This is a genomic window from Mycobacterium sp. NGS57 (genome assembly GCF_059812405.1).
The window spans coordinates 390,663-412,338 of record NZ_JCALCP010000004.1 but is presented as its reverse complement, the minus strand read 5'-3'; the positions used below and the strand labels follow the sequence as shown (position 1 = coordinate 412,338).

Annotated in this window: 24 protein-coding genes and 1 pseudogene; 11 read left to right on the top strand and 14 right to left on the bottom strand. The window is 67.1% G+C overall.

Features of this window, described 5'->3' with window-relative positions; all coding sequences use genetic code 11:
* On the bottom strand, positions 1-153 hold a 153-nt coding region (locus tag AC5Y43_RS10905; protein ID WP_499972244.1), incomplete at its 3' end, for a PPE domain-containing protein.
* Between the two features lie 147 nt (positions 154-300).
* Positions 301-1,953, bottom strand: coding sequence for a PPE family protein (locus tag AC5Y43_RS10900; RefSeq protein ID WP_499972191.1), 1,653 nt, complete (start codon positions 1,951-1,953; stop codon positions 301-303).
* A 278-nt stretch (positions 1,954-2,231) separates the two neighbouring features.
* Here AC5Y43_RS10900 and kstR2 point away from each other — a divergent pair, with 278 nt between their 5' ends.
* Positions 2,232-2,834 carry a TetR family transcriptional regulator KstR2 gene (gene kstR2 / locus AC5Y43_RS10895; RefSeq protein WP_499972190.1) on the top strand — a complete coding sequence of 201 codons (603 nt, stop codon included), beginning with the start codon at positions 2,232-2,234 and terminating at the stop codon, positions 2,832-2,834.
* Positions 2,835-2,837: 3 nt separating this feature from the next.
* On the top strand, positions 2,838-3,998 hold the full coding sequence (gene fadA6 / locus AC5Y43_RS10890; protein ID WP_499972189.1) for a steroid 3-ketoacyl-CoA thiolase FadA6: 1,161 nt from the start codon (positions 2,838-2,840) through the stop codon (positions 3,996-3,998).
* Between the two features lie 37 nt (positions 3,999-4,035).
* Here the strand turns inward: fadA6 and AC5Y43_RS10885 are convergent, their stop codons facing one another.
* From AC5Y43_RS10885 to echA20, 7 genes and pseudogenes are all read right to left on the bottom strand, one after another.
* The gene (locus tag AC5Y43_RS10885) at positions 4,036-4,461 is read right to left on the bottom strand and encodes a DUF2059 domain-containing protein (protein WP_499972188.1); all 426 of its coding nucleotides are present in this window, start codon (positions 4,459-4,461) and stop codon (positions 4,036-4,038) included.
* A 101-nt stretch (positions 4,462-4,562) separates the two neighbouring features.
* Positions 4,563-5,303 (bottom strand): annotated as a pseudogene (locus tag AC5Y43_RS10880) (hypothetical protein).
* A complete protein-coding gene (locus tag AC5Y43_RS10875) occupies positions 5,300-5,947 on the bottom strand; it encodes a SatD family protein (protein ID WP_499972186.1) in 648 nt (215 codons plus the stop codon). Before AC5Y43_RS10875 ends, AC5Y43_RS10880 begins: the two are co-directional and overlap by 4 nt.
* Positions 5,948-6,005: 58 nt before the next feature.
* On the bottom strand, positions 6,006-7,079 hold the full coding sequence (gene ipdC / locus AC5Y43_RS10870) for a (3aS,4S,5R,7aS)-5-hydroxy-7a-methyl-1-oxo-octahydro-1H-indene-4-carboxyl-CoA dehydrogenase (protein ID WP_499972185.1): 1,074 nt from the start codon (positions 7,077-7,079) through the stop codon (positions 6,006-6,008).
* On the bottom strand, positions 7,079-7,822 hold the full coding sequence (gene ipdB, locus AC5Y43_RS10865; protein ID WP_499972183.1) for a cholesterol ring-cleaving hydrolase subunit IpdB: 744 nt from the start codon (positions 7,820-7,822) through the stop codon (positions 7,079-7,081). Before ipdB ends, ipdC begins: the two co-directional genes overlap by 1 nt.
* On the bottom strand, positions 7,819-8,700 hold the full coding sequence (gene ipdA, locus AC5Y43_RS10860) for a cholesterol ring-cleaving hydrolase subunit IpdA (protein WP_499972182.1): 882 nt from the start codon (positions 8,698-8,700) through the stop codon (positions 7,819-7,821). Before ipdA ends, ipdB begins: the two co-directional genes overlap by 4 nt.
* Positions 8,697-9,455 (bottom strand): (7aS)-7a-methyl-1,5-dioxo-2,3,5,6,7,7a-hexahydro-1H-indene-carboxyl-CoA hydrolase, encoded by a 759-nt coding sequence (gene echA20, locus AC5Y43_RS10855; RefSeq protein WP_499972181.1) that lies wholly within the window; start codon positions 9,453-9,455, stop codon positions 8,697-8,699. The genes ipdA and echA20 overlap by 4 nt, the downstream gene beginning before the upstream one ends.
* Positions 9,456-9,559: 104 nt before the next feature.
* Between echA20 and AC5Y43_RS10850 the strand changes: the two genes are divergently transcribed.
* Both AC5Y43_RS10850 and AC5Y43_RS10845 read left to right on the top strand, forming a co-directional pair.
* Positions 9,560-10,318: an SDR family oxidoreductase gene (locus AC5Y43_RS10850; RefSeq protein ID WP_499972242.1), complete on the top strand. Its 759-nt coding sequence runs from the start codon at positions 9,560-9,562 to the stop codon at positions 10,316-10,318.
* Between the two features lie 15 nt (positions 10,319-10,333).
* A complete protein-coding gene (locus AC5Y43_RS10845) occupies positions 10,334-11,239 on the top strand; it encodes an SDR family oxidoreductase (RefSeq protein WP_499972179.1) in 906 nt (301 codons plus the stop codon).
* Positions 11,240-11,246: 7 nt separating this feature from the next.
* On the opposite strand, the gene AC5Y43_RS10840 is transcribed toward AC5Y43_RS10845, so the two are convergent.
* The 4 genes from AC5Y43_RS10840 to AC5Y43_RS10825 are packed head-to-tail and all read right to left on the bottom strand — an operon-like array spanning position 11,247 to position 13,717.
* A complete protein-coding gene (locus tag AC5Y43_RS10840) occupies positions 11,247-11,702 on the bottom strand; it encodes a nitroreductase family deazaflavin-dependent oxidoreductase (RefSeq protein ID WP_499972241.1) in 456 nt (151 codons plus the stop codon).
* Positions 11,690-12,142, bottom strand: coding sequence for a nitroreductase family deazaflavin-dependent oxidoreductase (locus tag AC5Y43_RS10835; RefSeq protein WP_499972178.1), 453 nt, complete (start codon positions 12,140-12,142; stop codon positions 11,690-11,692). Before AC5Y43_RS10835 ends, AC5Y43_RS10840 begins: the two co-directional genes overlap by 13 nt.
* Before the next feature lie 9 nt (positions 12,143-12,151).
* On the bottom strand, positions 12,152-12,538 hold the full coding sequence (locus AC5Y43_RS10830; RefSeq protein WP_499972177.1) for a DUF8021 domain-containing protein: 387 nt from the start codon (positions 12,536-12,538) through the stop codon (positions 12,152-12,154).
* 3 nt (positions 12,539-12,541) lie between these two features.
* Positions 12,542-13,717 (bottom strand): steroid 3-ketoacyl-CoA thiolase, encoded by a 1,176-nt coding sequence (locus AC5Y43_RS10825; protein WP_499972176.1) that lies wholly within the window; start codon positions 13,715-13,717, stop codon positions 12,542-12,544.
* Positions 13,718-13,845: 128 nt separating this feature from the next.
* On the opposite strand from AC5Y43_RS10825, the gene AC5Y43_RS10820 reads away from it, so the two are divergent.
* The 7 genes from AC5Y43_RS10820 to AC5Y43_RS10790 all read left to right on the top strand — a co-directional run bounded on the left by AC5Y43_RS10820 (position 13,846) and on the right by AC5Y43_RS10790 (position 20,755).
* Complete coding sequence (locus tag AC5Y43_RS10820) at positions 13,846-15,099, top strand: cytochrome P450 (protein ID WP_499972239.1); 1,254 nt, start codon at positions 13,846-13,848, stop codon at positions 15,097-15,099.
* Positions 15,099-16,112 carry an acyl-CoA dehydrogenase family protein gene (locus AC5Y43_RS10815; RefSeq protein WP_499972174.1) on the top strand — a complete coding sequence of 338 codons (1,014 nt, stop codon included), beginning with the start codon at positions 15,099-15,101 and terminating at the stop codon, positions 16,110-16,112. The genes AC5Y43_RS10820 and AC5Y43_RS10815 overlap by 1 nt, the downstream gene beginning before the upstream one ends.
* Positions 16,103-17,266: an acyl-CoA dehydrogenase FadE29 gene (gene fadE29, locus AC5Y43_RS10810; RefSeq protein WP_499972173.1), complete on the top strand. Its 1,164-nt coding sequence runs from the start codon at positions 16,103-16,105 to the stop codon at positions 17,264-17,266. Before AC5Y43_RS10815 ends, fadE29 begins: the two co-directional genes overlap by 10 nt.
* A complete protein-coding gene (locus AC5Y43_RS10805) occupies positions 17,263-18,222 on the top strand; it encodes a bifunctional MaoC family dehydratase N-terminal/OB-fold nucleic acid binding domain-containing protein (protein ID WP_499972172.1) in 960 nt (319 codons plus the stop codon). The genes fadE29 and AC5Y43_RS10805 overlap by 4 nt, the downstream gene beginning before the upstream one ends.
* Positions 18,219-18,620 (top strand): MaoC family dehydratase, encoded by a 402-nt coding sequence (locus AC5Y43_RS10800; RefSeq protein WP_499972171.1) that lies wholly within the window; start codon positions 18,219-18,221, stop codon positions 18,618-18,620. The genes AC5Y43_RS10805 and AC5Y43_RS10800 overlap by 4 nt, the downstream gene beginning before the upstream one ends.
* Complete coding sequence (ltp2, locus tag AC5Y43_RS10795; protein WP_499972169.1) at positions 18,620-19,789, top strand: 17-hydroxy-3-oxo-4-pregnene-20-carboxyl-CoA lyase; 1,170 nt, start codon at positions 18,620-18,622, stop codon at positions 19,787-19,789. Before AC5Y43_RS10800 ends, ltp2 begins: the two co-directional genes overlap by 1 nt.
* A gap of 120 nt (positions 19,790-19,909) precedes the next feature.
* Positions 19,910-20,755 (top strand): hypothetical protein, encoded by an 846-nt coding sequence (locus AC5Y43_RS10790; protein ID WP_499972168.1) that lies wholly within the window; start codon positions 19,910-19,912, stop codon positions 20,753-20,755.
* Positions 20,756-20,815: 60 nt separating this feature from the next.
* On the opposite strand, the gene chsH3 is transcribed toward AC5Y43_RS10790, so the two are convergent.
* A complete protein-coding gene (gene chsH3 / locus AC5Y43_RS10785; RefSeq protein ID WP_499972167.1) occupies positions 20,816-21,676 on the bottom strand; it encodes an enoyl-CoA hydratase ChsH3 in 861 nt (286 codons plus the stop codon).

The window sequence follows — 21,676 nt, the reverse complement described above, 5'->3', positions numbered from 1 at the left end:
CCCGGAGGTCACCGAGGTGAAAGAGTCGGCCGCAGCGCCCAATTCGTCGGCCAACCCGTTCCAGGCCGCCGCCGCCTGCAGCATGGGCGCCGACCCCGCGCCGCTGAACATCAGCAACGAATTGATCTCCGGCGGCAAGATCGGAAAACTCACCACAATTGGCCTCCTGGTCCTGCGCGCGGGCCGTCATCGGCCGTCGGTAGACGTATGAGAACGAGCGTTTTCTCAGCAAATGTTACGGCGCGCTCGCCGCGGATGTCGGATTTTCGCCGCCTCAGTTAGGCGCCCCTCGAGCCCCGCCTAACCGAGGAAGGCGAACCGCTGGGCGATGCTGAACAAGCCCGCTAGTTCGGTGCCCACGTTGAAGAACCCGGAGTTGAACCCGATCACGCCGGGAATGTTGGCGTTCGGGGCGCCGGTGTTCCCGATGCCCGAGGTGAAGCCGTTGAGGAAAGCGCTGCCGCTGGTCGTGTTGAAGAAGCCCGATACGAAGCCGGTGGCACCGCTGCCCGTGGCCGAGTTGTTGAAGCCCGACATAAGGTAGCCAGTGTTGTTGAAGCCCGAGGTGGTGTTGTCGCTGTCGGTGGTGAACCCGGAGCCGGTATTGACACTGCCCGAATTCCAGAAGCCGGTGTTGGCGATGCCCGAGTTCCCGCCGCCGGTGTTGACGGAGCCCGAGTTCCCAAAGCCGGTGTTGAAGCTGCCGCCGTTCCCGAAGCCGGTGTCGGCTTGACCGGCATTGCCGAAGCCGGTGTTGAGCGTGCCCGAGTTTCCGGTTCCGAAATTCGCACCGCCCGAGTTGCCGAAGCCGATGTTGCCGGTGCCGGAGTTTCCGATACCGAAGCTGTTGAGATGGCCCGGCGCCGCAATATTGGTGCCACCGTTGAAGATGCCGATGTTGCCGTCGCCGGAGTTGAAGAAGCCGATGTTGTTGGTGCCCGAGTTGCCGAAGCCGATGTTGCCGGTGCCGGAGTTCAGCCCGGCGAACGTGAACTGACCCGTCGCGGTGTTGTAGTAGGCGTTCCCGACGCCGACCAGGTTGTTGCCGGTCAGGCCGAATCCGACGTTGTTGTCGCCGTTATTCCCGCCGCCATAGTTTCCGTTTCCCTGATTCCCCAGGCCGAAGTTGCTGTTGCCGGTATTGCCCATCCCAACGTTGAATCCATTGACGCCGGTGCCCGCCCCCGCGTTGCCGAATCCGATGTTGTTGTTGCCGGTGTTTCCGCCGCCGATGTTGTTGTTGCCGATGTTTCCACTACCCACGTTGTTGTTGCCCTGGATAGGGTTGGCGAACAAACCGCCGCTGGTTCCGTTGCCGCTGCCGATGTTTCCGCTGCCGGTGTTGCCGCTGCCGACGTTGGCGCTGCCGTTGTTTCCGTTGCCGATGTTGCCGGTGCCGCCCTTGTTGCCGATCCCGATATTCGGCAGGTTCTGCAGCAACTGCGCAAACGGGTTCAGCTGGGCGGCGGCGGCCACCGCCCCGGCCTGGTAGCCGGTCATGGCCTGCACGTCGGCGGCCCACATCTCCTCGTACTGGGCTTCGGCGGCGGCGATCGCCGGGGCGGCCAGGCCGAAGAAGTTCGAGCGCACCAGTTGCACGAAGGCGTTGCGGTTGGCCTCGATCAGCAGCGGGTGAACCGTGGACTGCAGGGCCGTCTCGAAGGAACTGGCCACCGACTGGGCCTGCGCGGCCGCCCCGGCCGCCTGCGCCGACGCGGTGCTCAACCAGCCCGCATACGGGGCGGCCGCGGCCACCATCGCCGCCGACGCCGGACCCTGCCAGGCCTGGCCCGCCAGCCCCGAGGTCACCGAGGAAAACGACTCCGCCGCGGCACTCAATTCATCGGCCAGCCCATTCCAGGCCGCCGCCGCCTGCAACATCGGCGACGACCCCGCACCGCCGAACATCAACAGAGAATTGATCTCCGGCGGCAACATCGGAAAACTCACCATGGCGGACCTCCTGCCCGTTACACCGGCCGTTTGCCCGAACTGTCGGTGCGCCATGCGGTCATCGCGGCGCTCGCCAGATTTACCGAAGCGATGCCGTTCCTCCGGAGTAGAGGAATCCGCAGCATCGAGGATGTTACGACTGACAACGTGCAACCATTCGAGTTTCGCGGAAATTCGAGAACAAGTTGATTTGCTGACGGTCCCGACAATAAATTAATTCACTTCCCCGCCAACCCTCCGCGCTGGCCGAGCAAGCGCTTGGTTGATACCCTGATCGGATGGACCGAGTGCCCGGTCAGGCCAACAGCCGGCGAGACGAGCTACTGGACCTCGCCGCGACCATGTTCGCCGAACGCGGACTGCGCGCCACCACCGTGCGCGACATCGCCGACGGTGCGGGCATCCTGTCCGGCAGTCTGTACCACCACTTCTCGTCCAAAGAGGAGATGGTCGACGAGTTGCTGCGTAGTTTCCTGGACTGGCTGTTCGCCCGGTACAGCGAAATCATGGACACCGAGGCCAATCCGCTGGAGCGGCTCAAGGGGCTGTTCATGGCGTCGTTCGAGGCGATCGAGGACCGGCACGCCCAGGTCGTCATCTACCAGGACGAGGCCAAAAGGCTGCTGGCGCAGCCCAGGTTCTCCTACATCGAGGACATGAACCGCCAGCAGCGAAAGATGTGGGTCGAGGTGCTCAATCAGGGCGTCGACGAGGGGTACTTCCGGCCCGACCTCGACGTCGACCTGGTTTACCGTTTCATCCGTGACACCACCTGGGTGTCGGTGCGCTGGTACCAACCCGGCGGCCCGCTCACGGCAAAGCAGGTGGGTCAGCAATACCTCGCCATCGTGCTTGGCGGGATCACCAAAGAAGGAGCCTGAAACATGCCTGAGGCGTATGTCATCGACGCTGTGCGTACCGCGGTCGGCAAGCGCAATGGTGCGTTGGCCGGAGTACATCCGGTCGACCTCGGCGCGCTGGGATGGCGCGGGCTGCTCGATCGGGTCGACGTCGACCCCGCGGCCGTCGACGACGTGATCGCCGGTTGCGTCGACGCCATCGGAGGGCAGGCCGGCAACATCGCCCGGCTCTCCTGGCTGGCGGCAGGGTATCCCGAAGAGGTTCCCGGTGTGACCGTGGATCGGCAGTGCGGTTCCAGCCAGCAGGCGATTTCCTTTGGCGCGCAGGCAATCATGGCGGGGACGGCCGACCTGATCGTGGCCGGTGGCATGCAGAACATGAGCTGGATCCCGATCTCGTCGGCGATGACGGTCGGCGAGCAGTTCGGGTTCACCTCGCCGACCAACGAGTCCAAGCAGTGGCTGCACCGCTACGGCGACCAGGAGATCTCGCAGTTCCGCGGTTCGGAGATGATCGCCGAGAAGTGGAACCTGTCGCGCGAAGAGATGGAGCAGTACGCGCTGACCAGCCACGAGCGGGCGTTCGCGGCGATCCGCGGCGGTCACTTCGACAACGAAATCGTCACTGTCGAAACCGAATCCGGCCCGTTCCGGGTCGACGAGGGACCGCGCGAGTCGTCGCTGGAGAAGATGGCCGGCCTCAAGACGCTGGTCGAGGGTGGTCGGCTGACGGCGGCGATGGCCAGCCAGATCTCCGACGGCGCCAGCGCGGTGCTGCTGGCCTCCGAGCGGGCCGTCAAGGACCATGGGCTGAAGCCGCGCGCCCGGATTCATCACATCAGCGCCCGCGCCGCGGATCCGGTGTTCATGCTCACCGGGCCCATCCCCGCCACCCGTTACGCGCTGGACAAGACAGGGCTGTCCATCGACGACATCGCCACCGTCGAGATCAACGAGGCCTTCGCGCCCGTGGTTTTGGCCTGGCTCAAGGAGATCAAGGCCGATCCGGAGAAGGTCAACCCCAACGGGGGTGCAATCGCGCTCGGCCATCCCCTGGGTGCCACCGGCGCCAAGCTGTTCACCACCATGCTCAACGAGCTCGAGCGCGTCGGCGGTCGCTACGGCCTGCAGACGATGTGCGAGGGCGGCGGCACCGCCAACGTCACGATCATCGAGCGGTTGTAGCCTCTGACGCGCGGGTGTGCTGGCCCGCCAACGCAAATCAGAACGGGCTGACGGCGGTGTCGCTCGTGACAAACATGCCGTGGCCGGTGCCATCGTGGGTGAAGCGGATGCCGTCAGCGCCGGCGACGATCGTCCACCCTTGGATGTGATACGTCTGGCCCGCGACGAGGGTGGCAAACGGGGGATGGTCGTAGCCGACGCCGATGTTGGCGCCGCGGTAGGAGAACTGGCCCGCCGCGGTCACGACGGCCTGATCGGTGTCGGGCGGAGCCTGCACAAAGCTCCCCTGACACACGACATTGGGGCCGATCCCCGGCTCCGCGTCGTCGGAGCCGATCTCGCACAGCATCGGTGGCGTCTGGGTGGTCACTTTGGCGTCGTGCCCGGGAGTGGGGTCGGCGCTCGCGGGCGCCGCGCAGGCCAGCCCGGCGATGCTCATCGCCGCGATTGCGATGTTCCTCATATCGGTCCTCTCCGAACGGGATTGATTGGCTTCCCGCGACCGCCGCGTTGATGGATTGCGGATTGGCTTTGCTGGCGTGCATCTCAATGTAGCGGCTGGGATTAGCGCGCGGCCAGGACCAACGCGATCCCCCCGAGGGCCAGCAGCCAGCTGGTGAAGCTGCCCACCAGAAAGTATTCGGTTACCTCGTCGATGCCGACGCCCCCGTTGCGGTCTTTTGGGCGCTCAACTCCGGAAAGCGGATGATGCCCTTGGCGGCGACGACCGCGCTGGCCGCGGCCACCTGCCCGCCGACGCCCAGGCTCAGGATCAGCAGGCGCTCCATCGGGCCCAGCAGCCGTCCACCCTTGAGCCGGTCCGACGGCTGCGGCTCACCGGCCGGACGCACCGCGCCCACGGAGCCAAGCACCAAGCGCACCAACTGGTTTGCCGTGGCGAACTGCACCAGCACCACCCCGGTGACCATCAGCAGCCGGGTGGGCGCGACGTGTTGCAGGGGCAGATGTACCCACCCCGACCAGCGCGCGACGGTGCCGTCGACCGGCGCGGACCATCCCGACAACGCGATCAGCGCGACCAGCGTGACGGCGAACACGACCAACGGGGCCGCCTGCTGTTCGCCGCTGCCCCTCGCTGCGCCGACACAGCCACTCCCAGGCAGCCACCGCGACCGCGGCCAGCGCGAGCAACGGGACGTCGCCGGGATGCCACAGGCCGCCCAGCGCCGCGCACGCCACCACCACGACCGGCCCGACGGCCAGCGGCGGCCACGCGGCGCGAACCGCCCGCCGGCACAGATCGGCGATTGCGGCCGCGATCAGGAAGACCGCGACGGCGCTCACGGCAGGCTCCGAAGGTATTGGCTGGCAAGGACAATGAGATCAAGGCCGTCGCGCGCCGCCCGCTGGGACACCGCGGACGGGCTGATGCCTTCGGCCGCGGCAAGCTCCTTTTTGGTCCGGCCGGTCATCAAGCCCCTCACAATCCGCAACGATCTCTCATCGAGCGATCCAAGCAGATGGTCCCGACAGATCAGGGCGGCGTTGACCGCGGCGACGTCGCCGCGCGCGTCGCCGTCCGCCCGGAATGTCGTGCGCACCAGCGTGAACCCCGGCTGCCGTTGCGCGTCCGCGGTCTGCTGGATCGCCTCGCGGGCGGTCCACCAGCCCGGCCCGTCCTGGATCCCCGCCTCGGGATCGAGGATGGTGACCGCGCCCCAGCCGACACCGAACCGGACGTCGATTTCGGGCCCCAGGGTCAGCCGCAGGGACAGAGCGGCGTCGATTGCGGCGCCGACTGCCGCGTAGCTGCCCTGAAACTCGTCGCCCACGGTGAACGCCGGCGCGTCGATCGCGTCATCGGCGATTTGCCGCAAGGCGTTCGCGACGACGCGGTGCAGCTCGGCGCGGTCGGCGGCGCGGCGGGAACCAACCACGTCACCGATGAGCGTCGCGCGTGGTAAAGCGGTCCGCTTCATTCGAGCCATATAAAGATATTAGCCTAATTTTTAGCAAGTTTAGCTATCACCTTCACTATGGCGGGGCTTATGCATCCCCCACCAGCGCGGACGCCGCTCGCAGGTGCTCAATGGCGTCGCGGACGACCGACTCGATGAGTTCGGCGCACGACGGCAGGTCGTCGAGGATGCCGGCCACCTGCCCGGAGGCCAGCACGCCGGCTTCGGTGTTGCCTTCCACCAGTCCGGCTTTGAGCAGCATCGGGGTGTTCGCCGCCATCACCACCTGCGACCAGGTCAGCTCCTTGCCGTGGCGCATCGCCAGTCCGTCGCGCGCCATCGACCGCCAGGTCATCTGCGACATTTTCTTGAACTTTGCCGCGTTGCGTACCGCCGCGGCGAAACCGCGCACCGGGGAACCGCTTTCCAGCTTTTCGACCAGCCCGGTGCGCAGCACCCGGTGTGGCATGCCGTCGACGCGAGTGGTGACGACCGTCCCGTCCAGCGCGGCCTCCAGGTAGCGCCGCTTGACCGCGTCGGGCACGGTGGAATCCGAGGTGAGCAAAAACCGGGTGCCCATCGCCACGCCCGCCGCACCGTAGGACAAGGCCGCCGCGAGGCCACGGCCGTCGTAGAATCCGCCCGCCGCGATCACCGGGATCCCACTGCCCTCAACGGCATCCAGCACCGACGGCAGCAACAGCGTGGTCGCGACGGGCCCGGTGTGCCCGCCGCCCTCGCCGCCCTGCACGATCATCGCGTCGGCGCCCCAGCCCGCGACCTTGCGCGCGTGCTTGGCCGCGCCGATCGACGGGATCACCACCGCCCCGACGTCTTTCAGCCGGGCGATCAGCTCCTGTTTGGGCGCCAGGGCGAACGACGCCACCTTCACGCCCTCGCGAATCATCAGCTCGACGCGGTCGCCGGCGTCGGCGGCGTCGGCGCGGATGTTCACGCCGAAGGGCTTGTCGGTAGCGGCCTTCACCTTGCCGATGGCGGTCGCCAGCTCGTCGAGGGTCATCGTCGCCGACGCCAGGATGCCCAGCCCGCCGGCGTTGGCGGTGGCCGCCACCAGCCGGGCGCCGGCGACCCAGCCCATGCCGGTCTGCACCACCGGATGCTCGACGCCGACCAGTTGGGTCAGCGGCGTTCGCAGCCTCATCAGCGGATCTCTCTGTCGCGCAGCGCTTTCGGGTCGATCGTCTCGCGAATCAGGCGCAGCTCGTCGTCGGTCGGCAGCCGGGTCTCCTCGGCGCCGTCCAGGTCGTGAATCTCGAACGACGTGTTTTCCCGCACCTCGTCGGCCGAAACGCCCGGGTGCAGCGACGCCGCCCGCATGGTCCTATCCGGTCGGTTGAAATCGAACACCCCGAGGTTGGACACCACCCGGTAGGTGTTGGCGAACCGGAACGCCGGATTGTCGGCGTCCACTTTGTCCCAGCCGATGCCGCAGACCACGTCGACCGTCTCGCAGAACACCCGCTTGGAGTGGTTGCCGACCCAGTAGCTGGTCGCGTGGTTGATCGCGTTGCCGGGCGCGCCCCGCAGGCCGAACATCTGCCGGGTCGGGTGCTGCAGCGGTCCGAACGCCGAGATGTTCTGATTGCCAAAGCGGTCAACCTGATTGGCGCCCATCACCACGTGCCGCCGTCCCCAGGCCAGGGTCTCGAAGACGCGCCCGAACGGCATCCACCCTTCGATAGCTCCGGTCTTGCCCAGCGCCGGAGTGTCGGCCAGCAGCTGCGCCTCGCCGTCGGTCAATAGGATGTCCGGTGAGAACGTCAACCGCGCCAGCCGCGCACCGACTGACGCCATGTTGGTCATCGGGCTGACCATGATTTCGCCCGCGTCCCTGAACAATTCGGCGCATGCGACCGCGCAGATCTCGGCTCGGGTGCTGGTCACTTCGAAGCCTCCTCGCCAAAGGCACGCACGGCGGCCTGATAGTCGTCTTCGCTGCCGGAGAGGTAGGTCTGGACGAACTTCCGCCAGCCCTCGTCGGTGGAGGCCGCCTCGGCGTAGTGGCGCTGGAATTTCTCGTCCCGGCCGTAATCCGGTGCTGCGGTGGTGAAGTGGGCGCCGCCGGGCGCCTCTACGACCGCGTCGACCATCATCCGGTTCACCAGCAGCGCTTGCGGTGGCACTGCCTTGACCAAGTCCTCGGTCGCCACGACGCGTTCCACCGACAGGTAGCGCTGGTCGGCTGCCATCAGGAAGAGGTCGTCGAAGTACGGGTCGATGCCGGTGTAGGCGGCATTGCCTTGGCTGTCACCGAGATTGAGGTGCACGAACGCGGCGTCCAGGCGCAGGGCCGGCATCGCGAGCAGCGTCTCGTGCCCCCCGTCGGTGGGGTAGGGCGACGTCACGGTCTGCAGTTCGCCCTCCCAGAAGTCGGGGACAGAGCTGCCCAGCCCGGCGCGGATCGGCAGGAACGGCAGGCGTTGCGCGGCAGCCTGCAGGCCGCAGCGCAGCATCCCCTCGTCCATCTCGCGGGCCTCGATGGCACCGCTGGTGCGGGCCTTGGCAAACCACGGGTCGTAGAACGGCGGGGAGTCCAGCGATACGAACCCGTAGTAGACGCGCCGGACCTTGCCCGCCGAACAGAGCAGGCCCAGATCGGGTCCGCCGTAGGTGATTACGGTCAGGTCCTTGATGTCGGTGCGCAGCATGGCGCGCACGAAGGCCATCGGCTTGCGCCGGGATCCCCAGCCGCCGATGCCGATCGTCATGCCGCTGCGCAGCCAGGCCACCGCCTCGTCGAGGGTGGCTCTCTTGTCGCTCAAGACTTCTCCCCCTTCGCCGTACCGGCGAACGCGTCGCGGTGCTCGTCGGACACCCCGGCGAGGTTGAGTTCGAAAGTAAAGCCTTGCTCCATGCGGTAACTCGAGTTGACCCGTTGGACGTCGATGAGGTTGAGGGCCTCCTTGGCGGCGCGGATGACGCGGGTGTCCTTGGCGGCGATGTCGCGGGCCACCCGCAACGCGGCCTCGTCCAACTGGTCGCGCGGCACGACCTCGTGCACCGAGCCGAAGTGGTGCAGGGCGGCCGCGTCGACGGTGGCGGCGGTGAAGAACAACCGGCGCATCATGTGCTGGGGCACCAGTCGGGACAGGTGCGTGGCCGCGCCGAGCGCGCCGCGTTCAACCTCGGGCAGGCCGAAGGTGGCGTCGTCGGAGGCCACGATCACGTCGGAGTTGCCCACCAGGCCGATGCCGCCGCCGACGCAGAAGCCGTTCACCGCCGCGATCACCGGCACCGCGCATTCGTACACCGCGCGGAACGCGGCGAAGCAGCCGCGGTTGGCGTCGATCAACGCGGTGAACCCCTCGGTCTTCTGCATCTCCTTGATGTCCACCCCGGCGTTGAAGCCGCGACCCTCGGCCCGCAGGATCACCGCGTGGGTGGTGGGGTCGTTGCCGGCGGCGGTGATCGCCTCGGCGAGTTCGAACCAGCCGCGCGACGGGATGGCGTTGACGGGCGGGTAGTCCACGGTGACCGCGACGATGCCCGGTTCGATGGTGCTGGATGTGATGGTCAACGTGCACGTCCTCGGAAAAATAGGGTCGGCTACCTAAGCAAGCACTTGCTTGGTACGCTAGCACAGTGACTCCGCCCGAAGCAGGCCCCCTTTCGGGAGAAGCCATCAATCTGGGCCTGGCGGGACGGGTCGTTTTGGTCACCGGCGGGGTGCGTGGTGTGGGTGCCGGCATCAGTTCGGTTTTCGCCAAGCAGGGGGCCACCGTGATCACCTGCGCGCGACGGTCCGTCGAGGGCCTGCCGTATGAGTTCCACTCGTGCGACGTGCGCGACGACGACGCCGTCAAGGCGATGATCGATGCGATCGCCGACAAGCACGGCGGCCTCGACGTCGTCGTCAACAACGCCGGGGGTTCGCCATATGTGCTGACCGCCGAGTCCAGCGCGAAGTTCAACCGCAAGATCATCGAGCTCAACCTGCTTGGCGCGCTGTCGGTTTCGCAGCACGCGAACGCTCACATGCAGAACCAAGCGCGCGGCGGGTCGATCGTCAACATCTGCAGTCTGTCCGGGCGCCGGCCGTCGCCGGGCACCGGCGCCTACGGGGCGGCCAAGGCGGGGCTGGAAAGCCTGACCCAGACCCTGGCGGTGGAATGGGGCCCGAACGTGCGCGTGAATGCGTGCGTGGTCGGAATGGTAGAGACCGAACAGGCCGACCTGTTCTACGGCGACGCCGAGTCGATCGCCGCGATTTCGAAGAACGTGCCACTGGGCCGACTGGCCAAGCCCGAGGATGTCGGTTGGGCCGCAGCGTTTTTGGCTGCGGACCTCGCGTCCTACATCAGCGGTGCCACGTTGGAGGTACACGGCGGCGGTGAGCCACCGCACTACCTGGCCACCACGAACGCGAGCGCGATCAAGTAGAGGAGACGGGAAACTATGGGAGTGGTTGACGGCCGCGTCGTCATTGTCACCGGAGCGGGCGGCGGGATCGGTCGCGCGCATGCGCTGGCCTTCGCGGCCGAAGGCGCACGGGTGGTGGTCAACGACATCGGGGTGGGACTGGACGGTTCACCCGCCGGCGGTGGCAGCGCCGCCCAGGGCGTCGTCGACGAGATCATCGCGGCCGGCGGGGAAGCCGTGGCCGACGGATCCAATGTCGCCGACTGGAACCAGGCGGCCGGCCTGATCCAGACCGCCGTCGACACCTTCGGCGGCCTGGACGTTTTGGTGAACAACGCCGGTATCGTCCGGGACAGGATGATGGCCAACACCAGCGAGGAGGAGTTCGACGCCGTCATCGCCGTGCACCTCAAGGGCCACTTCGCCACGATGCGCCACGCCGCGTCGTACTGGCGGGGGCTTTCCAAAGAGGGCAAGGCGGTCGAGGCGCGGATCGTCAACACCAGCTCGGGCGCGGGCCTGCAGGGCAGCGTCGGGCAGGGCAACTACAGCGCCGCCAAGGCCGGCATCGCGGCGATGACGCTCGTCGCGGCCGCCGAGATGGGCCGCTACGGCGTGACCGTCAACGCCATCGCGCCGTCGGCCCGCACCCGCATGACCGAGACCGTCTTCGCCGACATGATGGCAACGCAGGACCAGGATTTCGACGCGATGGCGCCGGAGAACGTCTCGCCGCTGGTCGTCTGGCTGGGCAGCACCGAATCGCGCGGCGTCACCGGGAAGGTGTTCGAGGTCGAGGGCGGCAAGATCCGCATCGCCGAGGGCTGGGCGCACGGACCGCAGATCGACAAGGGCGCGCGGTGGGACCCGGCCGAGCTGGGGCCCGTCGTCGCCGACCTGCTGGCCAAGGCGCGCCCGCCGGTCCCGGTCTACGGGGCGTAACCCCGACTCAACGCGGCGGGTCGCACACCACCAACGGGATCACCCGGTCGGCGGCCTCGCGGTAGTTCCGGTAACGCGGATACATCTTCGTCAGTCGAGGCCAGTAATCGGCGCGCTCTTCTGCCGTGGCGTCGCGGGCGACCAAATCCAGCCGCTCGGCACGGATTTGGACCCGCACCTCGGGATTCTCCATGAGGTTCAGATACCACGACGGGTTTTCCTCACGTCCGCCGAAGGACGCCGGCAGGATCACCCGATCGCCGTCGCGCAGGTACAACGTCGCGGTGGTCCGCGGCTCGTTCGACTTACGCCCGGTCGTGGTCAGCAACGCGGCCGGAAAGCGCAGCAGCTTGGCGCCGATGCGGCCGTCGGTCCGCCGGTACACCCAAATGTGGGCGCGCGCAAAGTATTTGAGCAGCAGCGCGATCAGTCGAGAGTTGCGAACCCGGTTCACGGGTCGCAGATGACGACCGGGATCACCCGATCGGTCCACGACCGGTAGTCGTCGAATGACGGGTACATGGCGTCCAGCTTCGGCCAGTACTCTGCGCGCTCGGCCTCGGTGGCGTCGCGGGCCCGCAGTTGCAGCACCTCGTCCTTGATTTGCACGGACACTTGGGGATTGGCCTTGAGGTTGAGGTACCACAGCGGGTGCTTGTCGCTGCCCCCCTTGGATGCGACCAGCACCACGCGATCACCCTCGCGCAGGTAGAGCAGCGGGCTCACCCGCGGCTCACCGCTCTTGCGGCCCGTGGTGGTCAGCAGCGCGACCGGAGCCTTCTGGAACGTGCCGCCGAATTTGCCGTTGCTGCGTTGGTAGATCCACGCGTTGCCTTTGGCCATCCATTTGATGATGAAGCCGACCCACGGTGCGTTCAGCGAGCGGGGCTTCGGTTTGGGCATGGCGTTTCCTTAGCGCTGGATGAATGGTCGAAAGCGAACTTTAATGTGGTGGATTTCGGCTTGCCCGCCCGGGCTTTCGGCGGGGATCACGAACCTCTCGTCGACGTGCGCGGCCAGCCGTCGGCCACCGAGCCCCGCCTTGGTCACCACGGTGTAGGCCGCGTGCACCTCGTCGCCGGCGATGCGGTAATCCGGCGGCGTGGTGCCCGCGAGGACCCGGTACTGCGGCCCGCGGTTGAGGCTGCGGCGCAGGTGATTTCCGGAGAAGCCGTTCTTGAACCCCTGCTCGACGCGGGTGCACCGGGCCGCGAACGGAACGGCGTCGCCGTCGTGGCTGACCAGCGCGTCGATGTAGGCCTGCGCCGCCGCGATCCGGCTTTCGTCGGAAACGAGCACCGACTAGATGCGCTCGATGATGGTGCCCGTGGACAGGGCGCCGCCGGCGCACATGGTGATCAGCGCGGTGCTCTGATCGGTCCGCTCCAACTCGTGCAGGGCGGTGGTGATCAGCCGGCTGCCGGTGCTGCCCACCGGGTGGCCCAGCGCGATGGCGCCGCCGTTCACGTTCACCGTGGCCATGTCGGGCTCGTGGACCCGCGCCCACGACAACACCACCGATGCGAACGCCTCGTTGATCTCGGTGAGGTCGATGTCGCCCATCTTCATCCCGGCCTTCTCCAGCACCTTCGCCGTCGACTGGACCGGCCCGTCCAAGTGGTAGTACGGCTCCGCGCCGACCAGCGCCTGGCTGATGATCCGGGCCCGCGGCCGCAGCCCGAGCGCCTTGGCCTTGTCCTCGTCCATCCACAGCACCGCGGCCGCGCCGTCGGATATCTGCGAGGACGTCCCAGCGGTGTGGATCCCGCCCTCGAGGACCGGCTTGAGCTGGCTCAGGCCCTCCAAGGTGGTGTCGCGCAACCCCTGGTCGCGAGAGACCATATGGCGCTCGCTGGTCGGCTGCTTCTGCTCGTCGAGCACCGGCGCCTCGATGGGCGAGATCTCCCGGTCGAACCGGCCCTCGTCCCAGGCCCGCTTGGCGCGCAGCTGAGACTCGTATCCCCACGTGTCGATGTCGTCGCGGGTGATCCCCCGGCGCTTGGCGATCCGCTCGGCGGCGGTGAACTGGTCGGGCAGGTCGATGTCCCACGACGCGGGCCGCAGGATGGTGCGGTCGGGGCCGGCGTTGGCGCCGAGGCCGACGCGGCTCATGGCCTCGATTCCGCACGCGATGCCGATGTCGATGGCACCCGCGGCGATCAGGCCCGCGACGAGGCCGTTGGCCTGCTGGCCGCTGCCGCACTGGCAGTCCACGGTCATGGCGCCGACGTGCTCGGGCAGGCCGGCGACGAGCCAGCTCACCCGGGTGATGTTGTTGGACTGTTCGCCGTACTGCGTCACGCAGCCGCCGATGACCTGTTCGACGTCACCGGCTTGAAAGCCAGACGAGAGGCCCGCCTTTTCGACCAATGCCTTTTGCGTCGCCCCCAACAACTCGGTGGCGTGCAGTCCAGAGAGCCATCCATTGCGCTTGCCGATCGGGCTGCGGGTGGCTTCAACGATTACCGGGTTACCCATGACGCCAGGCTAGAACACGTTTCATTACTATGACAAGCGACGATGCTTCGGCGCCTTTTGTCTGCGGTGGAGGCATGTTTTACTGGCAACAGAGCGCCACTAGGAGAGCTAGTAAGGAGAAGTACGCCGTGCCCAGCCCCAATCTTCCCGCAGGGTTCGATTTCACCGACCCCGACATCTGGACGGAGCGCATTCCGGTCGAAGAGTTCGCCGAGGTGCGCGCGACCGCACCCATCTGGTGGAACGAGCAAGCCCCGGGTGAGGGCGGCGGTTTCCACGACGGCGGCTACTGGGCGATCACCAAGCTCAACGACGTCAAGGAGATCTCGCGGCGCAGCGACATCTTCTCCAGCTACGAGAACGGTGTGATCCCCCGGTTCAACAACGACATCGCGCGCGAGGACATCGAGGTCCAGCGGTTCGTCATGCTCAACATGGACGCCCCGCACCACACCCGGCTGCGCAAGATCATCTCCCGCGGTTTCACGCCGCGCGCCGTGGGACGCCTCGAGGACGAGCTGCGCGAGCGGGCCCAGAAGATCGCCCGCGACGCCGCCGCCATGGCGTCCGGCGACTTCGTCGAGCAGGTGTCCTGCGAGCTGCCGCTGCAGGCGATCGCCGGGCTGCTCGGGGTCCCGCAGGAGGACCGCGACAAGCTGTTCCGCTGGTCCAACGAGATGACCGGCAACGACGACCCCGAGTACGCCGACATCGACCCGAAGATGTCGTCGTTCGAGTTGATCCAGTACGCGATGCAGATGGCCGAGGAGAAGTCGAAGAACCCCGGCGACGACATCGTGACCCAGCTGATCGAGGCCGACATCGACGGCGAAAAGCTCACCGACGACGAGTTCGGCTTCTTCGTGGTGATGCTCGCCGTCGCCGGCAACGAGACCACCCGCAACTCCATCACCCAGGGGATGATGGCGTTCGCCGACTTCCCCGAGCAGTGGGAGCTCTACAAGAAGGAACGCCCGGCGACGGCCGCTGACGAGATCGTCCGCTGGGCCACCCCGGTCAGCTGCTTCCAGCGCACCGCCCTGGAGGACTACGAGCTGTCCGGCGTGACGATCAAGAAGGGCCAGCGGGTGCTGATGTTCTACCGCTCGGCCAACTTCGACGAAGAGGTCTTCGAAGACCCGTTCACCTTCAACATCTTCCGTGACCCCAACCCGCATGTCGGGTTCGGCGGCACCGGCGCGCACTACTGCATCGGCGCCAACCTGGCCCGGATGACGATCAACCTGATCTTCAACGCGGTGGCCGACCACATGCCCGACCTCACGTCGATCTCCAAGCCGGAGCGCCTGCGCTCGGGCTGGCTCAACGGCATCAAGCACTGGCAGGTCGACTACACCGGTCAATCCCCAGTGGCGGGCTGATGGACTTCGATCTCACCGCGACGCAACAGGCCGTCGCCGACGTCGCCACGTCCGTGCTCGAGCGGGACTTGAGTTGGGACGCCCTGGTCAGCGGCGGCGTGACGGCGCTGCCGGTGCCGGAGGGCCTCGGCGGCGACGGCGTCGGCCTGCCCGAGGTCGCCACGCTGCTCACCGAGGTGGGTCGCCACGGCGCCATCACGCCGGCGCTGGCCACGCTCGGTCTCGGCGTGCTGCCGCTGCTCGACTTGGCCTCCGAGGAACAACAGGGGCGTTTCCTGGCCGGCGTCGCGAAGGGCGGAGCGTTGACCGCGGCGCTCAACGAACCGGGCGCGGCGCTGCCCGACCGGCCCGCCACCACGTTCGCGGGCGGGCGGCTGTCGGGCACCAAAATCGCTGTGCCCTACGCCGAACAGGCCGAGTGGATGATCGTGACCGCCGACAGCGCCGTCGTGGTCGTCTCACCCAAGGCCGACGGCGTGCGGCTGGTGCGCACGCCGACGTCGAACGACTCCGAGGAGTACACGGTCACGTTCGACGGCGTCGCGGTTGGCGACGGCGACGTGCTGGCGGATGCGACGGCACGGCGGGTGAACCAGCTGGCGCTCGCCGCGATCGGCGCCTACGCCGACGGGCTGGTGGCCGGGGCGCTGCGGCTGACCGCCGACTACGTGGCGGGGCGCAAGCAGTTCGGCAAACCGCTGTCGACCTTCCAGACCGTGGCCGCGCAGCTCGCCGAGGTCTACATCGCCTCGCGCACAATCGACCTGGCGGTGAAGTCGGTGATATGGCGGCTGGCCGAGGGACGGGACGTCGATGACGACCTCGATGTGCTCGGGTATTGGCTGGCTTCGCAGGCGCCGCCGGTGATGCAGCTGTGCCATCACCTGCACGGCGGCATGGGCATGGACATCACCTATCCGATGCACCGGTACTACTCCACGATCAAGGACCTGACCCGGCTGCTGGGCGGGCCCTCGCATCGTCTTGATTTGGTAGGGGCGCAATGTTCATAGACCTGACCCCGGAACAGCGGCAGCTGCAAGCTGAACTGCGGGAATACTTTTCGAATCTCATCTCGTCCGACGAGATGAAGGCGATGGAGCAGGACCGGCACAACGAGGCCTACCGCGCGGTGATCCGCCGGATGGGCAAGGACCGCAAGCTCGGGGTCGGATGGCCAAAGGAGTTCGGCGGCTTGGGTTTCGGCCCTATCGAGCAGTCGATCTTCGTCAACGAGGCGCACCGCGCCGACGTGCCGCTACCCGCGGTCACGCTGCAGACGGTCGGTCCGACCCTGCAACAGTTCGGCAGCGAGCTGCAGAAGAAGAAGTTCCTGCCGGCGATCCTGGCCGGCGAGGTGCACTTCGCGATCGGCTACACCGAACCCGAGGCGGGCACCGACCTGGCGTCGCTGCGCACTACCGCCGTGCGCCACGGTGACGAGTACATCGTCAACGGCCAGAAGATCTTCACCACCGGCGCCCACGACGCCGACTACATCTGGCTGGCCTGCCGCACCGACCCGGAAGCCGTGAAACACAAGGGGATTTCGATTCTCATCGTCGACACCAGCGATCCCGGCTACTCCTGGACGCCGATCATCCTGTCCGACGGTGCCCACCACACCAACGCCACCTACTACAACGACGTGCGGGTGCCCGCCGACATGCTGGTCGGCGAGGAGAACGGCGGTTGGCGACTGATCACCACCCAGCTCAACAACGAACGCGTCATGCTCGGTCCCGCCGGGCGGACGGCAGGCATCTACGACCGGGTGCACGCCTGGGCCTCCAAGCCGGGTGCCGACGGGGTCACGCCGATCGACCACGCCGACGTCAAGCGGGCGCTCGGCGAAATCTACGCGATGTGGCGGATCAACGAGCTGCTCAACTGGCAGGTGGCCGCGGCCGGCGAGGACATCAACGTCGCCGACGCGGCATCGACCAAAGTCTTTGGGACCGAGCGTGTTCAGTACATTGGGCGCCTCGCCGAAGAAATCGTCGGCAAGTACGGCAACCCCGCCGATCCCGACACCGCCGAGTTGCTTCGTTGGCTGGACTCCCAGACCAAGCGCAACCTGGTCATCACTTTCGGCGGCGGCGTGAACGAAGTCATGCGCGAAATGATCGCGGCATCCGGTCTGAGGGTGCCGAGGGTGCCCCGATGACCGATATCAAGGAAGCGGTCGCGGAGATCACCGCCACCGTCGTGGCTGCGCCGCGCGTGGCCCGGGACCCGGTGAATCAGCCGACGATCAACAACTGGGTCGAGGCGCTCGGCGATGCCAACCCCATCTACGTCGACGAGGCCGCCGCCAAGGCCGCCGGTCATCCCGGAATCGTCGCGCCGCCGGCCATGATTCAGGTGTGGACCATGTTCGGGCTGGGCGGCGAACGCCCGACCGACGATCCCATGGGTCCGATCATGCAGCTATTCGACGAGGCCGGCTATATCGGTGTGGTCGCGACCAACTGCGAGCAGACCTACCACCGTTATCTGCGTCCCGGCGAGCAGGTCACCGTCCACTCCGAGATGCGCGACGTCGTCGGCCCCAAGCAGACCGGGCTCGGCGAGGGCTGGTTCATCAACCAGCACATCACCTGGCGGGTCGGTGACGAGGATGTCGCCGAAATGGCCTGGCGCATCCTGAAATTCAGGCCCCGCGAGGATTCGGCCGGGTCGGCCGTCCCCGACGACCTGGACCCCGACGCTATGATGCGCCCGTCGTCGTCGCGCGACACCGCGTTCTTCTGGGAGGGCGTCAAGGCGCACGAATTGCGGATTCAGCGTCGTGCCGACGGCGGCCTGCAGCACCCGCCGGTGCCAGCGGTGTGGCGGGACAAGGCGGAGCCGATCGACTACGTGGTGGCCAGCGGTAAGGGAACCGTGTTCAGCTTCGTGGTGCACCACGCGCCGAAGGTGCCCGGTCGCACATTGCCGTTCGTGATCGCACTGATCGAGCTGGAAGAGGGCGTTCGGATGCTCGGCGAGCTCCGCAACGTCGACCATGCCGAAATCAAGATCGGGATGCCGGTCCGCGCAACCTATATCGACTTCCCGGCCGGCGAGTCCGGTCCGGAGTGGAGCCTTTACGCCTGGGAGCCCTTGGGGGATCAAGCATGAGCGCGCCCGTTGCCGAAGTGGGCCTGCAGCTGCCCGAACTCAAGTTGCACGGCACGCCGACGTTCATCATCTCGACGGCCATCGCCACCCGGGACTTCCAGGACGTGCACCACGACCGGGACTTGGCTCAGACCAAGGGATCCAAGGACATCTTCGTAAACATCCTCACCGACACCGGCCTGGTGCAGCGTTACGTCACCGACTGGGCCGGGCCGTCGGCGCTGATCAAGTCGATCGGGCTGCGGCTCGGGGTGCCCTGGTACGCCTACGACACGGTGACGTTCTCCGGCGAGGTGACGGCCGTGGACGACGGGCTGATCACCGTGAAGGTGGTGGGCCGCAACAGCCTTGGCGATCACGTAATCGCGACCGCGACGCTGACGATGGGGGCCAGCTGATGCTTTCCGGGAAGGCCGCCATCGTCGGGATCGGCGCCACCGACTTTTCGAAGGACTCCGGCCGGAGCGAGCTGCGCCTGGCCGCCGAGGCGGTGCTGGACGCGCTGGACGACGCCGGTCTCAGCCCCGCCGATGTCGATGGCTTGACCACCTTCACGATGGACACCAACAACGAGACCGCGGTGGCGCGTGCGGTCGGCATCGGCGAGCTGAAGTTCTTCTCGCAGATCGGTTACGGCGGCGGGGCGGCGTGCGCGACCGTCCAGCAGGCGGCGATCGCCGTCGCGACCGGCGTGGCCGATGTCGTCGTCGCCTACCGGGCGTTCAACGAACGATCCGGGATGCGGTTCGGCCAGGTGCAACGGCGGCTGGTGGGAGACGGTGGCGCTCAGGCGGATTCGACGACGGCGGACAATTCGTTCTCCTACCCGCACGGGCTTTCCACCCCGGCGGCGCAGGTCGCGATGATCGCGCAGCGTTACATGCACCTGTCCGGTGCGACCAGCCGGGACTTCGGCGCGATTTCGGTGGCCGACCGCAAACACGCCGCCAAGAACCCCAAGGCGTACTTCTACGAGAAACCGATCACCATTGGGGACCACCAGAATTCGCGGTGGATCGCCGAGCCGCTGCGGTTGCTGGACTGCTGCCAGGAAACCGACGGCGCGGTGGCGATCGTGGTGACGTCGGTGGAACGGGCGAAGGATCTCAAGCAGCGGCCGGCGGTTATCGAGGCGGCGGCCCAGGGGTCCAGCCCGGACCAGTACACGATGGTGAGCTACTACCGCGACGAACTCGGGCTGCCCGAGATGGGGCTGGTCGGTCGGCAGATGTGGGCGCAGTCCGGGTTGCAGCCGACCGACATCCAGACCGCGATTCTGTACGACCACTTCACCCCTTTCACGCTGATTCAGTTGGAGGAGTTGGGGTTCTGCGGCCGCGGTGAGGCGAAGGACTTCATCGCCGGCGGTGCGATCGAGGTCGGGGGCAGGCTGCCCATCAACACCCACGGCGGTCAGCTCGGTGAGGCCTACATCCACGGGATGAACGGGATCGCCGAGGGCGTGCGGCAGCTGCGCGGCACCTCGGTGAACCCCGTGCCCGACGTCGAGCACGTGCTCGTCACCGCGGGGACGGGTGTGCCGACGTCGGGGTTGATCCTGGGCTGAGTTTCATGCCGAGCGTGCGGCTAGCCGCACGTTCGGGGCCCAACGTGCGTCCAGCCGCACGCTCAGCGACGTGTGAATAGGTGAAGTGACTACGGTGGTGCGGCGTGTAACGCTGCCGGCGTGCGTGAGCCGTTCATCGGCAGCGAGGCGATCGCTGCAGGCGTGTTGACGAAATCTCACTTGGCAACGCGTTGCGCTCGACTGTTTCCGGACGTCTACATCGCACGTGGCGGGGAGGTCAGCGCCAAGCTCCGGGCGAAAGCGGGATGGCTCTGGACGGAACGTCGAGGTGTGGTTGCCGGTTTATCCGCGGCGGCACTTCACGGCAGCGAATGGGTCGACGATGGGGAGGCCGTCGATTTGATCCACGACAATCGCCGCAGACCGGCCGGAATCCGGGTTCACGGAGATCGCATCGAAGAGGACGAGATCATGGCGGTAGCCGACATACCTGTCACGACGCCGGTTAGGACGGCGCTGGATCTCGGCTGTTGGTACCCGACCGTTCCCGCCGTGGCTGCCATCGACGCGCTTGCCCGTGCCACCGACCTGAAAGCACCCGACCTGGAAATGCTCGCTCTGCGGTACGCCGGACGCCGTGGAATCGCCCGGGCACGTGTCGCAGCGGACCTCTTCGATGCTGGTGCGCAATCGCCGAAGGAGTCCTGGCTGCGAGTAATCCTGGTGCAAGCGGGATTTCCGAAGCCGCGAACACAGATTCCCGTCTGTGACGAATTTGGTGAAGCATTCGCGTACCTCGACATGGGCTGGGAGAACGTGATGGCGGCTGCAGAGTACGACGGCGAACAGCACCGGACCGATCGGCGGCGGTACAGGTGGGACATTCATCGACAGGAAAAGATCGAGCGCCAGGGCTGGACCAATGTACGAGTGGTGGCTGGAGACCAGCCGGCTGAGATCATCCGTCGTGTTGCCGCCGCCGGAGTTCCCCGATCGTGCGGCTAGCCGCACGCTCGTCTTCGACTGTGCGGCTGGCCGCACGCTCGGCGGTAAGTGGCTGGCGGGTCAGGCGGGGACCAACTCCACTCCGCTCAGCACCACGGCGTTGTCCCGCGACGGCGCGACGACGCTGGCCACAAACCGGCCGTTCTCCTTCCAGATGCCGACTTTGAGCGTCTCGCCGGGAAAGGCCACGCCGGAGAACCGCGCGCCGTAGGAGGCCACCGCGCCCGCGTCGCCGTCGAGCAGCGCGTCGGTGATCGCCTTGCACGTCATGCCGTAGGTGCACAGCCCGTGCAGGATCGGCCTGGGAAAGCCTGCGGCGGCGGCGAAGTCGGGGTCGGAGTGCAGCGGGTTGCGGTCGCCGCACAGCCGGTACAGCAACGCCTGCTGCGGCAGGATCGGCACGTCGACCTCCAGATCGGGGGCACGATCCGGTGCGGTGTCCGACGAGGACGGCCCGCGCTCGCCGCCGAATCCGCCTTCGCCACGGGCGAAGATGGACCGCCGCTGCGTCCACAACAGGGTGCCGTCCGACGCGCTGACCGCCGTCTCGCTCCAGATCACCGCGGCCTTGCCCTTGTCCCAGATGTCGGTGAACCGGGTGACCGCGCGGGCGGACCCCGACGGCGGCAGCGGCGCGGGCACCTCGACGCGCTCGGAGGCGTGCAACACCTTGCCCAGCTCGATGTCGATGCCGGGGAACTGCACGGTCGGCGGAGTCGTCATATGAAACGACGCGGCGACGTTGCCGAACGTCGGCAGCACCTGCGGGGTGTCGTCCACCAGGTAGCGCAGCTCGCGGGGGTCCATCGGGTCCGCGCCGGCGCCCAGTCCCAGGTGGTAGAGCTGGATATCGCTGCTGGACCAGGAGAATTCGATGGGTTCCAGCTCGGCGGCCAGCGCGACCGCTACATCGATCGGCAC